At 66.7% G+C, this 17273-nt stretch carries 11 protein-coding genes; 3 read left to right on the top strand and 8 right to left on the bottom strand.

Annotated features, from left to right (window positions below):
* Positions 1-83 precede the first annotated feature (83 nt).
* From ACUSIJ_RS03115 to ACUSIJ_RS03100, 4 genes are all read right to left on the bottom strand, one after another.
* Positions 84-482, bottom strand: a complete 399-nt coding sequence (locus ACUSIJ_RS03115; protein WP_449306996.1) for a MarR family winged helix-turn-helix transcriptional regulator — start codon at positions 480-482, stop codon at positions 84-86.
* Positions 483-544: 62 nt separating this feature from the next.
* Entirely contained in the window at positions 545-1657 is a 1113-nt protein-coding gene (locus tag ACUSIJ_RS03110) for an ABC transporter permease (protein ID WP_449306891.1), read from the bottom strand.
* On the bottom strand, positions 1657-4449 hold the full coding sequence (gene rbbA, locus ACUSIJ_RS03105) for a ribosome-associated ATPase/putative transporter RbbA (protein ID WP_449306890.1): 2793 nt from the start codon (positions 4447-4449) through the stop codon (positions 1657-1659). Before rbbA ends, ACUSIJ_RS03110 begins: the two co-directional genes overlap by 1 nt.
* Positions 4446-5516: an HlyD family secretion protein gene (locus ACUSIJ_RS03100; RefSeq protein ID WP_449306889.1), complete on the bottom strand. Its 1071-nt coding sequence runs from the start codon at positions 5514-5516 to the stop codon at positions 4446-4448. Before ACUSIJ_RS03100 ends, rbbA begins: the two co-directional genes overlap by 4 nt.
* A gap of 299 nt (positions 5517-5815) precedes the next feature.
* Here ACUSIJ_RS03100 and gltS point away from each other — a divergent pair, with 299 nt between their 5' ends.
* On the top strand, positions 5816-7015 hold the full coding sequence (gene gltS / locus ACUSIJ_RS03095) for a sodium/glutamate symporter (RefSeq protein WP_449306888.1): 1200 nt from the start codon (positions 5816-5818) through the stop codon (positions 7013-7015).
* Positions 7016-7044: 29 nt separating this feature from the next.
* On the top strand, positions 7045-7473 hold the full coding sequence (locus ACUSIJ_RS03090) for a hypothetical protein (protein ID WP_449306887.1): 429 nt from the start codon (positions 7045-7047) through the stop codon (positions 7471-7473).
* A gap of 31 nt (positions 7474-7504) precedes the next feature.
* Here the strand turns inward: ACUSIJ_RS03090 and ACUSIJ_RS03085 are convergent, their stop codons facing one another.
* The 3 genes from ACUSIJ_RS03085 to ACUSIJ_RS03075 all read right to left on the bottom strand — a co-directional run bounded on the left by ACUSIJ_RS03085 (position 7505) and on the right by ACUSIJ_RS03075 (position 14985).
* Positions 7505-8776 carry a saccharopine dehydrogenase NADP-binding domain-containing protein gene (locus tag ACUSIJ_RS03085; RefSeq protein WP_449306886.1) on the bottom strand — a complete coding sequence of 424 codons (1272 nt, stop codon included), beginning with the start codon at positions 8774-8776 and terminating at the stop codon, positions 7505-7507.
* Between the two features lie 47 nt (positions 8777-8823).
* The gene (gene nspC, locus ACUSIJ_RS03080) at positions 8824-9942 is read right to left on the bottom strand and encodes a carboxynorspermidine decarboxylase (RefSeq protein ID WP_449306885.1); all 1119 of its coding nucleotides are present in this window, start codon (positions 9940-9942) and stop codon (positions 8824-8826) included.
* Positions 9943-10149: 207 nt separating this feature from the next.
* Positions 10150-14985 carry an NAD-glutamate dehydrogenase gene (locus tag ACUSIJ_RS03075; protein WP_449306884.1) on the bottom strand — a complete coding sequence of 1612 codons (4836 nt, stop codon included), beginning with the start codon at positions 14983-14985 and terminating at the stop codon, positions 10150-10152.
* Positions 14986-15791: 806 nt separating this feature from the next.
* Between ACUSIJ_RS03075 and ACUSIJ_RS03070 the strand changes: the two genes are divergently transcribed.
* Positions 15792-16172, top strand: a complete 381-nt coding sequence (locus ACUSIJ_RS03070) for a DUF2794 domain-containing protein (protein WP_449306995.1) — start codon at positions 15792-15794, stop codon at positions 16170-16172.
* A gap of 181 nt (positions 16173-16353) precedes the next feature.
* Here ACUSIJ_RS03070 and ACUSIJ_RS03065 read toward each other — a convergent pair whose 3' ends face one another.
* On the bottom strand, positions 16354-17139 hold the full coding sequence (locus ACUSIJ_RS03065; RefSeq protein ID WP_449306883.1) for a Bax inhibitor-1/YccA family protein: 786 nt from the start codon (positions 17137-17139) through the stop codon (positions 16354-16356).
* Between the last annotated feature and the right edge of the window lie 134 nt (positions 17140-17273).

Below are 17273 nucleotides of genomic sequence, written 5' to 3'. Positions count from 1 at the left end.
CGTTCTCCAACCCGGCTGCGGGCGGCTGGAGTCTGCTGGATTGTCCTGTTCCCGAGACGCCGCGGCGGCGCCCCCTCCCCGTGCTACAGGCCGTCGATCAGCGCCTGCAGCGGCCCGGCGGCGGCGGCGAATTGCCGGCCGATGCGCGCCTGCGCTTCCTTCCACAGCGGCGCGCCGGCATCCAGAATGCCCTTGCCCGCTTCCGTCAATGACAGCACGGCCTCGCGTTGATCGCGCCCGCGCGCGCTCGCCACCCATCCGTGCCGTTGCAGCACCTTGACATTGCGCCCCACCGTGGACCGGTCGAGCTCCAGCCGCAGGGCCAGATCCGTCAGCGACACGGGCGACCGCGCCGCGATATGGCGCATCAGGCTGAACTGCGCCACGGTGATGCCGAGCGGGCTCAGGGCCTCGTCGTACATCGACGATACCTTGCGCGACGCCTTGCGCAGCAGGATGCAGTAGCAACCGTCTTCCATGATGCGGGTATATACCTATATCTGCCCGCAGGCAAGCGGCTTTCTGCCGGCGGGGCGGGATTGCTCTATTTCAGCGAACGCCTGAAGCGCCGCAGCGAAAACACGAACAGCACCGCCCCGATGGCCGCCAGCGCCGCGAACTGCGGCCAGACGATGGCAAAGCCCGCGCCGCGAAACAGGATCCCCTGCGCCAGCGACACGAAATGCGTGGTCGGGGCGGCGAGCATGATGACCTGCACGAACTCGGGCATGCTCTCGCGCGGGGTCGAGCCGCCGGAGAGGATGTTGAGCGGCATCAGCGCCATCATCAGCAGCAGGCCGAACTGGGGCATGGACCCCGACAGCGTGGCGAGAAAGATGCCGAGCGACGTGGTGGCGAAGAGATGCAGCGCCACGCCGAGGAAGAACAGCAGCAGCGATCCCTGCAGAGGCACCTGCATGATCCCCTGGACGAGCACGATCAGCGAGAACGCGGTGGCGACGAGGACGACGAAGCCCATGGACCACACCTTGCTCAGCATGATCTCCAGCGGCGTCACCGGCATCACCAGCAGGTGCTCCACCGTGCCGTGCTCGCGCTCGCGGATGAGCGCCGTGCCGGTGAGGATGACGGCGAGCATGGTGACGTTGTTGATGATCTGGACCACCGCCCCGAACCACCGCTTGTTGAGCTCCGGGTTGAAGCGCGCGCGCAGCGCCAGGTCGACGGGCAGAACCGCGTTCGCCCGGTAGCGGGCCAGGAACTCGTTGATCTCGGCGGTGACGATGGTCTGGACGTAGCCGCTGCCGGAAAACGCCTGCGACATGCGGGTGGCGTCGACATTGAGCTGGATGACCGGCTGGCGGCCGGCGAGCAGGTCGCGCTGGAAACCGGGCGGAATGTTGAGGGCGAACGTGTCGAGCCCGGCATCCATGCGCCGGTCCATCTCGTCGCGGGTGATGATCTCGGGCGGAATGAACAGCGGCGGATAGAACGCGCCGATGATGCGGTCGGCAAGCGGCGAGCGATCCTCGTCGACGATGGCGATCGGGGCCTTGTTCAGCGTCTCCGGGATGGCGGTGGCGGCGCTGTAGACCGACAGCGAGAAGGCGTAGACGATCAGCACGAGGAGGACGGGATCGCGGGTGAGGCCGCGCAGTTCCTTGATGCCGAGCTGGACGACGTTGGACAGTTTCATCACGCCGCCTGCTTTCTCAGAAGCAGCGCCCCGAGGCCGACGAGCACGGGACCTGCGATCAGCAGCGGCACGAAGGCCGCGGACATGTCGCTGAAGTCGAGCGCCTTGGAGAAGGCGCCGCGCGAGATGGTGATGAAATGCGTCGTCGGATAGATGCTGCCGATGAACCTACCCGTGCCCTCGAGCGACGTCACCGGCTCGGTGAGGCCGGAGAACTGCACCGCCGGAACGATCGTCAGGATCGAGGTGCCGAAGATGGCTGCGATCTGGCTGTTGACGAACGAGGAGATCAGGAGCCCGAGGCCGGTCGTGGCGATGACGTAGAGCAGGGCGCCGGCAGTGAGCGCCAGGAGCGAACCCGTCACCGGCACGCCGAACACGACGACGGCCAGCGCCAGCAGCAGGAAGAAGTTCGCCATCGCCAGCACGACATAGGGCAATTGCTTGCCAAGCAGGAACTCAAGCCGCGTCGTGGGGGTGACGTAGAGGTTGACGATGGAGCCAAGCTCCTTCTCGCGCACCACGCTGAGCGCGGTCAGGATGGCGGGAATGAGCATCAGGAGCAGCGGAATGACGCCCGGCACCATGGCGGGCAGGCTTCTGACGTCGGGATTGTAACGGAAGCGGACCTCGATGTCGAAATTGCCGGCGGCGGCGCTGCGGCCGAGCTGGTGGGAGATCCGCTCGGACAGCCAGCGCTGGTGCATGCCCTGGATGTAGCCGCGGATGGTCTCGGCGCGCATCGGCATGGCGCCGTCGAACCAGGCGCCGATCTCGACATCGCCGCCGCGCATCACGTCGCGGCCGAAGCCGGGCGGGATTTCGATGGCGAGCGTGATCTCCCCCGCCCGCAGGCGCCGGTCGAGATCGCCGTAGTCGGTGATCGGCGGCTTCTCGATGAAATAGCGCGAGCCCGCGATGTCGAGCGTATAGCTGCTGCTGATCGTGGTCTGGTCATGGTCGAGCACGGCGAAGGTCAGGTCCTCCACGTCCATGCTGATGCCGTAGCCCATGATGCCCATCAGAAACACGCTGCCGACGAAGGCGAGGGCGGCGCGCACCGGATCGCGCCACAGCTCCAGCGCCTCGAGCCGCGCATAGCTCAGAAGGCGCCGCCAGGCGAACAGGCCGGACGAGACGTGAGGAGCCTCCGCGCCCTGTCCTGCCCCCTGCCCGAGTGCATCCCCGCCCGCCGCCCCGGCCTCCGCCGGCGGCGGCTCGCCCTCGCCCGCGCCCGCATCCTCGAGATAGGCGATGAACGCCTCCTCCAGCGTCGCCGTGCCGCGCTGGCGCACGATATTGGCCGGCGTGTCGCTGACCAGCACCTTGCCGGCGTGCATCAGCGAGATGCGGTCGCAGCGCTCGGCCTCGTTCATGAAGTGGGTCGAGACGAAGATCGTCACCTCGTCCTTGCGGGCGAGCGCGATCAGCTCCACCCACAGCGCGTCGCGCGCCACCGGATCGACGCCGGAGGTCGGCTCGTCGAGGATGAGGATTTCCGGCCGGTGCACCAGCGCCACGGCGAGCGACAGCCGCTGGCGGATGCCGAGCGGCAGCGCGTCGGGCAGCGTGTCCATGACGCCGGCGAGGTCGAAGCGCTCGGCCATCTCGCGGATGCGCGCCGGAATGTCCGCGCGCGGCATGTCGAACAGGCGCGCGTGCAGGTCGAGGTTCTGGCGCACGGTCAGTTCCGCGTAGAGCGAGAACGACTGCGACATGTAGCCGACGCGCCGACGCACGGAGAGGTCGTTCGGGTCGACCTCGCGGCCGAAGAGGCGCGCCGTGCCCTCGCTCGCCGGCAGCAGGCCGGTGAGCATCTTCATCGTCGTGGTCTTGCCGCAGCCGTTGGAGCCGAGGAAGCCGAAGATCTCGCCCTTGGGAATGCGGAAGCTGACGTTGTCGACGGCGACGAAATCGCCGAAGCGCATGGTCAGCCCCTCGGCCTCGATGGCGGGCTCGCCGTCCTCGCCCGCGCGCGGCACGATCTCGACCGCCCGGTGGCCGGCCCGCTTCTCCTCGGGCAGGAGCGCGATGAAGGCATCGTCGAGATTGTCCGCGCCCGTGCGCGCCAGCAGTTCCCCGGGCGTGCCCGTGGCGAGCACCCGGCCGGCGTCCATGGCGACGAGCCAGTCGAAGCGCGCCGCCTCCTCCATATAGGCGGTGGCGACGATGACGCTCATCTGCGGGCGCTCTGCGCGGATGTCGTCGATGAGGTCCCAGAATTGGCGCCGCGACAGCGGATCGACGCCGGTCGTGGGCTCATCCAGAATGAGCAGGTCGGGATCGTGGATGAGCGCGCAGCACAGGCCGAGCTTCTGCTTCATGCCGCCGGAGAGCTTGCCCGCCGGCCGGTCCGCGAACGGCGCCAGACGCGTACGCGCCAGAAGCTTGCCGATGCGCTCCTCGCGCTCCTCGCGGGCGTGGCCGAACAGGCGGCCGAAGAAGTCGACGTTCTCGAACACCGACAGGTTGAAGTAGAGGTTCTTGCCGAGGCCCTGCGGCATGTAGGCGATGCGTGGACACACGCTGTTGCGGTGGCGCACGTCGGCGATATCGCCGCCGAGCACCGTTATCCGCCCCTCCTGCACCACGCGCGCGCCGGCGATGAGCGACAGAAGGCTCGACTTGCCGACGCCGTCGGGGCCGATCAGCCCGACCATGACGCCCGGCGGGATGTCGAGATCGACTCTGTCGAGCGCCAGCGTCTTGCCGTAGCGCAGGCTGACGCCGGTCGCCGAGACGACGGGCACCGGGGCCGGGAGGCCCTGCGCCGACGGCCCCTCCCCCGTCATTGCTGGCCTACTGTCTGCTGAAGATGCGCCGGCCATCCGGCGTCGGCGCGGATGCGCACGTAGACGACGCCCGGCAGGCCGGTCTTCACATAGGTGATGTACCGGCGCAGCAGGTCGGGCGGAATCTGCGCGCGGATGCGGAACATCAGCTTCTCGCGTTCCAGTGCAGTCTCGACGGTCTTGGGCGTGAACTGCGCCACGTCGGAGACGAAGGAAATATTCGCCGGAATGACCAACTGCGGTGCGGCATCGAGCACGATCCGCGCCTCGGCGCCCACCGCGAGCCGCCCCGCCTGCTCGGTTGGCAGGAAGAACGTCATGTAGACGTCGGTGAGATCGACGAGGTTGAGCACCCGCCCGCCCGCCGCCAGCACCTCGCCGGGCTGGGCGACGAGGAACTGCACCCGCCCGTCGCGCGGCGAGGTCAGCCGGCTGTCGGCGATATCGGCATCGATGCGCTCGATGGTCGCCCTTGCGGCATCGACGGCCGCCTGGGAGGCGATGACCTGCGAGCGGGCCGCGCCGATAGCGGCCTCGCTGGCGGCAAGCTGCGCCCTGGCCGCCTCGACGGCCGCGGCCGCGCCGAGCGCATCGGCGCGGTTGTCGTCGACGACCTGCTGCGAGACGTTGTCGCGGATGATGAGCTGCTCCGAGCGGAAGAGGCGCTTGTCGGCGGCGTCCTGCTGCGCCTGGCGCTGGGCGACGACGGCCTTCGCCGCCGCCTGCTCGGCCTCGCGCTGCGTCACCTGGCTCTTCGCCGTCTCCACGGCAATGAGTGCCTGCTGGAGCTGCGCTTCGGCCTGACGCCGCTGCGCCTGCAGCTGATCCGTGTCCATCAGCGCCAGCGTCGTGCCGGCGGTGACGAAATCGCCCTCGCGCACCAGCACCTCACGCACCCGGCCGGCGGCCTTGGTGGCGACGTCGATCTCGGTCGCCTCGATGCGGCCGTTGCCGCTGGCGATCCCTTCCGGCAGGGTGTCCCGGCCGATCTCCTGCCAGGCATAGTAGCCGAGGAAGGCCAGCACCACGGCAACGCCCAGCAACACCCATCGTCTCGATCCGCTCATCGCGCCGTCGTCCTCATCCGTCCATGCCGGGCGCGATGACCGGCCCGCCGCAGCATCCCTGCCCGCTCGAATTCGCGCGGAGACTATCACGGCGGTCAAGTCGCGAAAAATGATTCGCAGCAAGTCATGCGAAAGCCGCCCGGCACTGCCGCGGGCTGGACACGCGCCTGTCGGGAGGGCGCAAGGGCATGGAATCGACGCAAAAAACCGTTGTTATTTCACATCAGTGGGTATAGATTGCATGCAAATTCGCACTGAATGAAAAAACTGCGTCATAATTAACGGATATAAAATAGTAAATGACAACCGTTGGCGACTTTATTTCTTTCACGATAGCGATCATGTTGCTTATGTCCGGAAAACTATTTACCATAAAATATTATTTTCTACGCGAATACAGCATACCAGAACCAGTCATTGGCGGCCTGCTCTGCTCCGCTATCGTGTCTCTGGTCTATTTCCTGTTCGGACACAAAATCTCGTTCGAGCTCGACGTGCGGGATTTCCTGCTGCTGCTGTTCTTCGCCGGCATCGGCCTCAAGGCCGACGTGCGCACGCTGCGCCGGGGCGGCAGGCCCTTGCTGGTGCTGCTGGCATTGGCGACCGTCTTTATGGTCGGCCAGAACGTCGCGGGCATGGGGATGGCGGCGCTATTCGGGCTCGACGCCAGGGCGGGGCTGATGGTGGGATCCATCTCGCTGACCGGCGGTCTCGGCACCACGCTTGCCTGGGCGCCGATTTTCGAGGAGAACCTCGGCATTCACAATGCGGCCGAGCTCGGCATCGCCTCCAACACCGTGGGGCTTATCGCCGCCTGCGTCATCGGCGGCCCTCTCGCCGCCTGGCTGATGCGCCGGCATGCCGTCACACCTTCCGGCATCGCCGATCTCGACATCGGCACCTCCCACGAGAGCCAGGGCGCCAACCTCGATTACTTCTGCGTGTTGTGGGCGGTGTTCATCCTCAACGTGACGGTGCTCATCGGCACCGGCCTCGATGCGCTGGTCGACGAGACGGGTATCACCCTGCCGACTTTCGTCGCCTGCCTCGTCGCCGGCATCGCGGTGCGCAACCTGACGCCGCTCGCCGCCGGCAAGACGGTGATGCGTTACTGGCCCGGCACCCGCCAGGGCCTGGCGCTGGTGTCCGACATGTCGCTCGGCCTGTTTCTCACCATGGCGCTGATGAACCTGCAATTGTGGGAGCTCGCGGGCATTTTCGGCTTCATCATCTCGACGCTCGCGGTGCAGATCCTGCTGAGCCTGGCCTATATCCTCTGCATCGTTTTCCCGGTGATGGGGCGCGACTACGAGGCGACGGTGATCGGCGCGGGTTTCAGCGGCATCACGCTCGGCTCGACGGCGACCGCAATCGCCAACATGACGGCGGTCACCCAGCAATACGGCGCGGCCCACCGCGCCTTCATCATCGTGCCGCTGGTCTGCGGCTTCTTCATCGACCTCGTGAATGCGCTGGTCATCGCCGCCTTCGTGGGATAGAGCGCTTTTCGATCAAATGGAGGCGTCAGATGTCGCGTATCCTCCGCACCTATTCCAGCGGCCGCTTCGTCGTCGAGGAGATGGCGTTCGAGCCGGAGGCGGATCAATATGTCAAGCCAGTCGAGCAGCCGGCGGCGCCGGCTGTCGATCCGCGTTCGCCCGAGGCCCTCAAGCGCCTGTATTTCGCCTTCCTCCGGCAAAAGCGCGAACGGGAACGGGCGGCGCGCCATCTCGGGCGCGATGGCGTCACGATGCCCGTGCCGGTTCACGACAGGCCGGCGCCCACGATCGCGATTGGCGTCAGCGGGCCGCCGGCGGGGGCGCTGTTCACGAATGGCGCGGGCGTGACGGCCAACAGCCCAATCGTCAGACCGGTGGCGAGACAGGCCGTCCCGCTCGAGATCCTGCAAAGGCTTGCAGCCGACTGCGCCGCGTTCACCGCATCGGACGACGCCTGACGGAACGGTCAGGCGCCGGCCGCGAGGATCATCAGGTCACTTGCCAGCGCCCGGCCTCGTCGCGGGTGAAGGCGAGCGGGCGATCGTCATCCCCCTCGCGGATGCGCGACGGCAGGCCGATGCGGTTGAGCAGGTCGAGGAAGGGATGCGGCGGCAGCTCCTCGACATTGACCTGCCGCCTGACATCCCATTCGCCCGACGCGATGAGGATCGCGGCCGCGACCGGGGGAACGCCGGCCGTGTAGGAAATCGCCTGGCTGCCGACTTCCTTGTAGACCTCCTCATGGTCGCTGATCTGGTAGATGAAGATCTCGCGCGGCCGTCCGTCCTTCGTGCCCTTCACCAGATCGCCGATGCAGGTTTTGCCGGTGTAGGTCGGCGCCAGCGAGGCGGGATCGGGCAGCACGGCCTTCACCACCTTGAGCGGCACGACCTCGAGCCCCTCCGCCGTCTTCACCGGCTGCTCCGAGAGCAGGCCGAGGTTCTTGAGCACCGTGAAAACGTTGATGTAATGCCCGCCGAAGCCCATCCAGAAACGGATGTCCTTCACCGGCAGGTTGCGCGACAGCGAATGGATCTCGTCGTGGCCGGAGAGATAGGCGGTCTGCTCGCCCACGACCGGCAGGTCGTCGGTGCGGCTGATCTCGAACATCGCATTGCTCTGCCACGCGCCGTTCTGCCACGAATAGACCGTGCCGGTGAACTCGCGAAAATTGATCTCCGGATCGAAGTTCGTCGCGAAGTAGCGGCCGTGGCTGCCGGCGTTGATATCGATGATATCGATCGAATCGACGTGGTCGAAATAGTCCGCGACGGCGAGCGCGGCATAGGCGTTGACGACGCCGGGGTCGAAACCCGCGCCGTGAATGGCGGTGATGCCCTTCTCGGCGCATTCGTCGGCGTGCTTCCACTCGTAGTTGCCGTACCACGGCGGCGTCTCGCAGATCTTCGCCGGGTCCTCATGGATGGCCGTGTCGATATAGGCCACCCCCGTGTCGATGGCCGCGCGCAGCACCGACATATTGATGAAGGCCGAACCGACGTTGATGACGATTTCGACGCCCGTCTCCCGGATCAGCGCCTTCGTCGCCTCGATGTCGAGCGCGTCGAGCGTGTGCGCCCGCAACACGCCGGGTTGCTTCAGCGCTCCCTTTTCCAGCACGCCGGCAATGATGTCTTCGGCCTTGTCGACACTGCGCGAGGCAATATGGATGTCGCCGAGAATATCGTTGTTCTGCGCAGCCTTGTGGGCAACGACCTGTGCTACACCGCCAGCACCAATAATGAGGACGTTCTTTTTCATTTCACGCGGGGTTCTCCATGTATGAGTGAGGATCGTAGTCAATTGTATCAAGACAGACTGGCGACATAGTCGCCGTAGGTGAACTCTTTCACGAGTTCTATATCGCCGTTCAACTGGCGAATTGCAATGGACGGCATCTTCACGCCGTTGAACCAGTTCTTCTTGACCATCGTGTAGCCGGCGGCGTCCTCGAACGACAGCCGGTCGCCGACCTTGAGCGGCGCGTCGAAGGAGAACTCGCCGAAGATATCGCCGGCGAGGCATGACTTGCCGCAGACCATGTATTGATGCTGCCCGTTATTCGGCTTCATCTTGGCGCTGAGGCGATAGATCAGCAGATCGAGCATATGCGCCTCGACTGAGCTGTCGACGATGGCGAGATGCTTGCCGTTGTAGAGCGTATCGAGCACCGTCACTTCCAGCGTGGTGCTGTTGGTGATCGCGGCCTCCCCCGGCTCCAGATAGACCTGCACGCCGAAACGGTCCGCAAACGCCTTGAGGCGATCGGCGAAGACGTCCACCGGATAGCCCTCGCCGGTGAAGTGGATGCCGCCGCCCAGGCTCACCCAGTCGAGCCGCTGCAGGAATTGGCCGAAGCGCACCTCGATCTGCGACAACAGGCTGTCGAACAGGGCGAAATCGCTGTTCTCGCAGTTGTTGTGGATCATGAAGCCGGACACGTCGCCGATGACGGCCGCGATCCGCTCGTCGTCCCACTCGCCCAGCCGGCTGAACGGGCGCGCGGGGTCGGCGAGCGCGAAATCGGAGCTGCTGACGCCCGGATTGACCCTGAGGCCCCGCACCACGCCGCGCGCCTGCGCCCGCGCGCCGAACCGCGCCAGCTGGCCGGCGGAATTGAAGATGATCTTGTCGGCCTGCGCCAGCACCTCGTCGATCTCGCCATCGGCGTAAGCCACGCTGTAGGCATGCGTTTCGCCGCCGAATTTCTCCCGGCCGAGCTTCACCTCGTAAAGCGAGGAGGACGTGGTGCCGTCCATATACTGGCGCATCAGATCGAACACCGACCATGTCGCGAAGCACTTCAGAGCCAGCAAAGCTTTAGCACCGGAGCGCTCGCGAAGATTGGCTATTACTTCCATATTGCGAAGAAGTTTCGCCTTGTCTATCAGGTAATACGGCGTTGCGAGATCAGACTGTTTGTCCAATTGGGTTTCCCTGGGGCTGGAAGTTCATGCGGCCGTCACGCGCGCCGCGTCGATGTTCTGGACACCATCCAGAATGCTCATAAGCTCTTGTATATTCCCTTTGCACAAAGCTCAAGGAGAATCAGACAAGACGAAAAAGCGCGGGCCCGGCCGGGTCCGCGCATTGCTTTGGCGAGGAAAAGTGGTGCCACTTTTCTGCGCGCTGCGCTATCCGCGCGCGAGATCGCCGACGAGACTTGCGGCGACGATGATCTTCGACAGCGTCAGGCCGGAGGCGCGGATGGTGTCCACGGCCTTCTTGATGCGCTCCACATCGTCGGCGCGGGCGCTCACCCAGGCATCGACCGCCGTTGCGCCCAGGCCGTCGCCCGCCGTGACGACCTCCGTCGTGAGGCGGCTGTGGGCATCGTCGAGCGCCCTGACGGCGCGGTCGAGCGCCAGGCGGTCGTAATAGTCGGCCGGGGTAATGTCGCGCGCCGCCTCCGCCAGATCCTGGAAACCGAACACGTCGGCAAGGGCGAAGTGCGCGGCCGCCACGTCGCTCACGGGCCGCTGCGTGCGGGCGGCGGCGCGCACGATGTCCGGCGTCTCCACCAGCGCGGAGAGGCGCGCGAGCCGCACCGCCACGTCGTCGGGCACGTTGAGCGCGCGCAGCGCCTCCACCCGCCCGTCCCGCACCGCGCTCACGGGAGAACGGTCGAGCACGCCGCCCACGTCGAGAACCCCGGCCCGATAGCGCGCGACGACCGCCTCGATGCCCTCGGCCGTGAAATCGACATTGCGGCTGAACCATACGACGAGGTTGGTGAGCTGGTCCTGCAGCTCGGCGTAGAGCGACAGTTGCGTCGCGCCGGCGAGCTGCCCCCCTTGCTGGCCGATGCGCCCGTCGAGCGCGTCGATGCCGGCCACGAGTTCCGCAAGCCCGAAGGCCGACCACACCGTGCCGAACGCCGCCGCCAGCGTCTGCGCGCTGGCGCCCGTCTGGTCCGCCACCCGGGTGACGATGCTCGGCCCGGCGTGGTTGATGATGGCGTTCGAGAGGCGCGTCGCGATGATCTCGCGCCGCAGCCGGTGATGGTCGATGGCATCGGGGAAGCGCTCGGCGAGCTCCTCCGGGAAATACTGCTCGAGCTCGCGCGCCATGGAGGGGTCGTCCGGCACCGGCGAGTCCAGGATGGCGTCGTAGAGCGCGAGCTTCGAATAGGCGAGCAGCACCGCGACCTCCGGCCGCGACAACCCCTCGCCGCGTTTCTCGCGCGCCGCGAGCTCGGCGTCGTCCGGCAGGTATTCGAGCGCCCGGTCGAGGCGCCCCGCCCCCTCCAGCACGTTGATGAGCCGGCGCGCGTAGCCGACCTCCTCCGCCCCGCGCAGCTCGACGAGCGAGATCGCGCGCGGCTGCTCGTAGTTGGCGGTGAGCACGAGGCGCGCCACGTCGGGCGTGAGCTTCGCCAGCAGCGCGTTGCGGTCGTCCTGCGACAGCCGCCCGTCGTGCTCGGGGATGCTGAGCGCGATCTTGAGGTTCACCTCGATGTCCGACGTGTTCACACCGGCCGAGTTGTCGATGGCGTCGGTGTTGATGCGCACGCCCTTGCGCGCCGCCTCGATGCGGCCGAGCTGGGTGACGCCGAGGTTCGCGCCCTCGCCGATCACCCGCGCCCGCACGTCGCGGCCGCCGATGCGCACCGCGTCGTTGGCGCGGTCGCCCACCCGCTCGTCCGCCTCGTCGGAGCCGCGGATGTAGGTGCCGATGCCGCCGAACCACAGCAGGTCGACCGGGGCCTTGAGGATGGCCGAGATCAGTTCGTGGGGCGTCAGCTCCGCCTTGCTGATGCCGAGCCGCACCCGCACCTGCTCGGACAGCGGGATGGTCTTGGCGGCGCGCGAGAACACGCCGCCGCCGGTGGAGATCAGCCCCCGGTCGTAGTCCTGCCAGCTCGATCGCGGCAGCTCGAAGAGGCGCCTGCGCTCCGCCCAGGCGGTGACGGGATCGGGATCGGGATCGAGGAAGATGTCGCGGTGGTCGAAGGCGGCGACGAGCTTCAGCGCCTTCGACAGCAGCATGCCGTTGCCGAACACGTCGCCGGACATGTCGCCCACGCCCACCACCGTCACGGGCGTCGTCTGGATGTCGATATCGACCTCGCGGAAGTGGCGCTTGACCGCCTCCCACGCGCCGCGCGCGGTGATCCCCATGCCCTTGTGGTCGTAGCCGTGGCCGCCACCGGAGGCAAAGGCGTCGCCGAGCCAGTGGCCATGCTCCAGCGAGATCTCGTTGGCGAGATCCGAGAAGGTCGCCGTGCCCTTGTCAGCGGCAACGACGAGATAGGGGTCGTCGCCGTCGTGGCGGACCGTGCGGGCGGGGGGCACGATATCGGTTCCGCTGCGGTTGTCGGTAAGGTCGAGGAGGCTCGCGATGAACACGCGGTAGGCGCCGCGTCCCTCCTCCAGCCACGCCGCGCGGTCGGAGGCCGGCGGCAGGCGCTTGGGGACGAAGCCGCCTTTGGCGCCCACGGGCACGATCACGGCGTTCTTCACCTGCTGCGCCTTCACGAGCCCCAGCACCTCGGTGCGAAAATCCTGCGGCCGGTCGGACCAGCGCAGGCCGCCGCGCGCCACCTTGCCGAAGCGCAGATGCACGCCTTCGACGCGTGGCGAATAGACGAAGATCTCGTAGAGCGGCGCGGGCTTGGGCAGCCCTTCCACCTTCGCGCACTCGAACTTGAACGCGACGGTGGCGCGCGGGTTTCCGGCCCCGTCGCGCTGGAAGATGTTGGTGCGCAGCGTCGCCTCGATCAGGTTGACGAAGCGGCGCAGGATGCGGTCCTCGTCGAGGCTCGACACCCCCTGCAGGCGCTCCTCGATCTCGTCCTTCACCGCCTTCTCGCGCAAGGTCCGGTCGCCTTCGCGATCGCCGTCGACACCGGGATCGAAGCGGGCGTTGATCAGCGCCACCAGCCGCGTGGCGATGTCCGGATGGCCCGCCAGCGTCTGGGCCAGATATTCCTGGCCGAAGGGCACGCCGATCTGCCGCAGATAGCGGCCGTAGGCGCGCAGGATCGCCGCCTCGCGCCACCCGAGCCCGGCCTCCAGCACCAGCGCGTTGAAGCCGTCCGATTCCGCCTGTCCCTCGAACAGCGCCATGAGCGCCGCCTCGAGATCCGGCTTGGCGCGTTCGACGTTGATCGGCCCCCCGCCGGCGCGCTCAAGCGTCATGTCGTGCAGCCATACGCGGCCCTCGTCCCCCGCACCGCGCGGCACGACCCGGTAGGTACGCTCGTTGACGACCCGGAAGCCGAGTTTTTCGAGGAGCGGCACGCGCTCGGACAGGGATGTGGGCGCGGAGCGCGAGTATACTTTCAGCGCCGCGCGGCTCTCCGGGTCGCCCGCCCGGCGATAGAGCTTCACCGCGCGCGGATGATCCGGCCCGAGCTGCTCGATGACGGCGATATCGGCGATGACCTCCTCGCCCGAGAACGCCTCACGGTAGGCGCCGCCGAACGCCCGCGCGTAGGTGGTGGCGAGCTGCCGGCCCCTGTCGCCGCCGACATGGCGGCCGAAGGCCTCGCCCAGCGCGTCGCCCCAGGTGCGGATGCGCTCCTGGATGCCCGCCTCCAGCGTCGCGCGGTCGATGGCCGGCGTATCGCCCTCGTCGCGGCCGATGATGAAATGGATGCGCGCCAGCGGCCCTTCGGGAAAGGAGGGATAGATCGCCGACAGCCGGCCCTGATAGAGCCGCGTCAGGAAGGCGCTGATCTCGCCCTGCACGTCGGTGTCGTAGCGGTCCTTCGGCAGATAGACGAGCACGGAGACGAAGCGGCCGAACTCGTCGGGGCGCGCCAGCACGCGCACGCGCGGGCGCTCGGTGAGCCGCATGATGTCCTGGACGAAGCCGAACAGCGTATCGACGTCGATCTGGAACAGTTCGTCGCGCGGATAGTCCTCGAGCACGTGCAGCAGCGAGCGGCCGGAATAGCTCGCCGGGTCGAACTCGGCGCGGCGCACGATCTGCGCCACCTTCTGGCGCAGATAGGGGATCGTCGTGGTGGACTGGGTATAGGCGTTGCCGGTGAACAGGCCGACGAGGCGCAGCTCGCCCACGACCTCGCCCGTGTAGTCGAACAGCTTGACGCCGACATAGTCGAGGTGCACGCGCCGGTGCACGCGCGACCTGACGTTCGCCTTGGTGATGATCAGCGCCACCGGCTTCTGCAGGAACTCGCGGATTTCCGGTGTCACGACGACGAGGTCGCGCCCGCGCCGCAGGACGCGCATGGTCGGGTCGCGCAGGATCCCGAGCCCCGTGCCCTCCACCGGATCGGCCACGCTTTCCGCCTGGAAGCGGTACTCGCGGATGCCGAGGATGGTGAAGTTGTCGTCCGCGAGCCATTGCAGGAACGCGGCGGACTCGTTGACCGTCTCGGCGTCGAGGGGCGAGGGTGTCACCCGCAGGCTCCCCACCGCCTCGATGAGCCGCGCGCGCATCGCCGGCCAGTCCGAGACCGCGCTCGCCACGTCGGCGTAGACGTGCGCGAGTTCCTCCACGAGGCGCTCGCGCCGGTCCGGATCGTGGATGCGGGGCAGGTGAAGGTGGATGAGGCTTTCGCGGCTGACGCCGGGTGCCGGCGCCAGCGCCCCCGCCTCGCCATGCAGCGCCTTGACCGCACCCGCTCCGTCGCGCTCGACATCGAGGATCGGGTGGGCGATCAGCAGCGTCTCGAAGCCGAGCTCGATAACGGCGGCCAGCGTCGAATCGAGCAGGAACGGCATGTTGTCGTTGACGACCTCGACGACCGTGACCGTGCGGGCGTCCTCCTCTTCGGCCGGGGGATCGACGAGGCGGATGCGCGGTTCGCCGCGCCGGCGCGCCTCGTTCAGCCAAGCGAACGCCTCCTCGACCCGCGCCGCCAGGAACGCATCGGAGTGGACGACGAGATCCTCCTCCGCCACCTGCCCCAGCAACGCTTCCGCAAACCAGCCCGGAACCGCGTCCCCGCGTTCGGCCAGCGCGCGCCCGATGCGCGCAATTAAGTCGTCTCCCGCCACAGCTTTCTCCCGATACAATCATGCCGTCGTATCTTTGGCCACGACCGACAGATCCCTCGTGCCGGAGCCGGATCCGGCTCCGCGATTGATTGGTTCTGGGCGAATTCCGATCGATCGGATGGGTTCATCCGACGGACAAGCGCGCGCCCGGCGACATCCATGTCGTCGGGTGCGCATTCTGCCATACCCTGATCATAAAAAAAGCAGTCCCCGACGATTCCTGCCGATTTTCCAGACACGTTGGCGGCCGATACCGCCCTATGGCTTCCATTTCATTACCGGAGGAGGGGAGAGACGGCCCGGCGGCGTGGAGCGCGCACGCCAAAACACATGCGCGCCAAGCTCCGACCCGGTAATCCGGATCGGGTTGGCGGCATGCTACGCAACCGAACAAGCATCCTGGAGGAAATCCGCATCTGGATAGCCCGGAGGCCGAAACGTCGATGGGGCTGGGGGGCTATGAAATTCGACGCCCCGAACCACCGGACCATCCAGATGACGATTGCTATTTTGCCGAGGATTGCGGCCACATGACGGCGATCCGGCGACTGCTGGATGGTATTCTCAAGACATTTCCCCCTGAAAATGCCGCACCAGCGGCTTTTGAACTGGTCACAGGGCCGCCGGGGACTTGCATCCCGCATCCGCGACGGCCATCATGACATTGATGCGACGGGCATCGTCAATGGTGGGAGAGCGGTTTGAGCGAGGCGGGAAGCGGAGATCCCGAGCAGAGCACAGGGTCGCTTGCAGGGGGCTTCCGTGGGCCCGACGCGCGCCGTCACGAGACGTCGCGGGCTGCGGTCATCCCGATCGCGCGCCCGTTACCCCGGGCGGGCGATCACGCCCCTGCCCCGCAGGCTTCCGCGCAGCAGGGGCACGGCCAGCCGGGCCCCGTCACCTTCAGCCAGGGCGAACTGCGGCTCATCTTCGGGCTCTACGGCCGCAAGGTGGCCGCGGGCGAATGGCGCGACTACGCCATGGATTTCCTGCGCGATCAGGCCATCTTCTCGGTGTACCGCCGCTCGTCCGAAGTGCCGCTCTACCGGATCGAGAAGACGCCGCGCCTCGCCCGCAAGCAGGGCGAATACGCTGCAGTGGCGGCTTCGGGCCTCATCCTGAAACGCGGCGGCGATCTCGCGCGCGTGCTCGCCGTGCTCGACAAGCCGCTGAAGATCGTGCGCTAAAGCAATTCCAGCAACAGTGAGAACCGGTTTTGCGTCCGGAATTGCGCAAAAACTAAAGAGACAGAGCATTCCTCCGTTTCAACGAAAAGGAGGAATGCTCTGAAAAACACTCCGGCAATGAAAAACCCCGGCGTCGCCGCCGGGGTCCGTCACGTCACGGGGCGTCTTGCGCCCTCGCCCGTCAGTTGCGCTGCTGGCCGAAGAGCTGCAGCAGGAACAGGAACATGTTGATGAAGTTCAGGTACAGGCTCAGCGCGCCCAGCACCGACTTCTTCATTGCCACCTCGCCGCCGTCGAGCTCGTAGTACATCTCCTTGATGCGCTGCGTGTCCCAGGCGGTAAGGCCGGCGAAGATCAGCACGCCGAGGATCGAGAGCACGAACTGGAGGCCGCTCGACTGCAGGAACAGGTTCACAACCATGGCGATGATCAGCCCGAACAGGCCCATCACCAGGAACGAGCCCATGCCCGACAGGTTGCGCTTCGTCGTATAGCCGTAGAGGCTCAGCGCGCCGAAAGCGGCGGCCGTGATGAAGAACACCTGCACGATCGAGGCCTGTGTGTAGACGAGAAAGATCGACGAGATCGATACGCCCATCAGCGCGGCATAGACGAGGAACAGCGCCCGCGCCGTGCCGGCCTGCATCCGCTCGATGCGGAAGCTGATGAAGAACACCATCGCCAGCGGCGCGAGGATCGCGACCCACTTGAGCGGCGTGGCGAACAGCGCGTAGCCGAACTGCGTCAGGAACAGGCCCCCGCCCACGTTCGCCACGGCGGCGGCGGGATCGCTGGTGACGGCCGCCAGAAACACGCCGAGCGAGGCGAGCCCGGTGATGGCAAGGCCAAGCACCATGTTGTTGTACACGCCGAGCATGAAAGCGCGCAGGCCCTGATCGAGCTCCGCGCTGCCAGCCCGGGCCGCACCATGCCCGTAGGCCGGCGCATTGCGGTTCCAATCCGACATGACATTCTCCCCCGAAACCAAAGCATCAAACCGAAAAGAGCGTTTCTCGGCAAAGTCTGATGCGTCAATCAATCGTCCGCCGATGCGAACGTCCAAGGTAATATGGTCCGCATCGGGCTTCGATACAAGACAAT

Source organism: Pseudochelatococcus sp. B33, assembly GCF_053570585.1.
The sequence above is the reverse complement of the archived record's forward strand: the minus strand, read 5'-3'. Positions and strand labels throughout refer to the sequence as shown.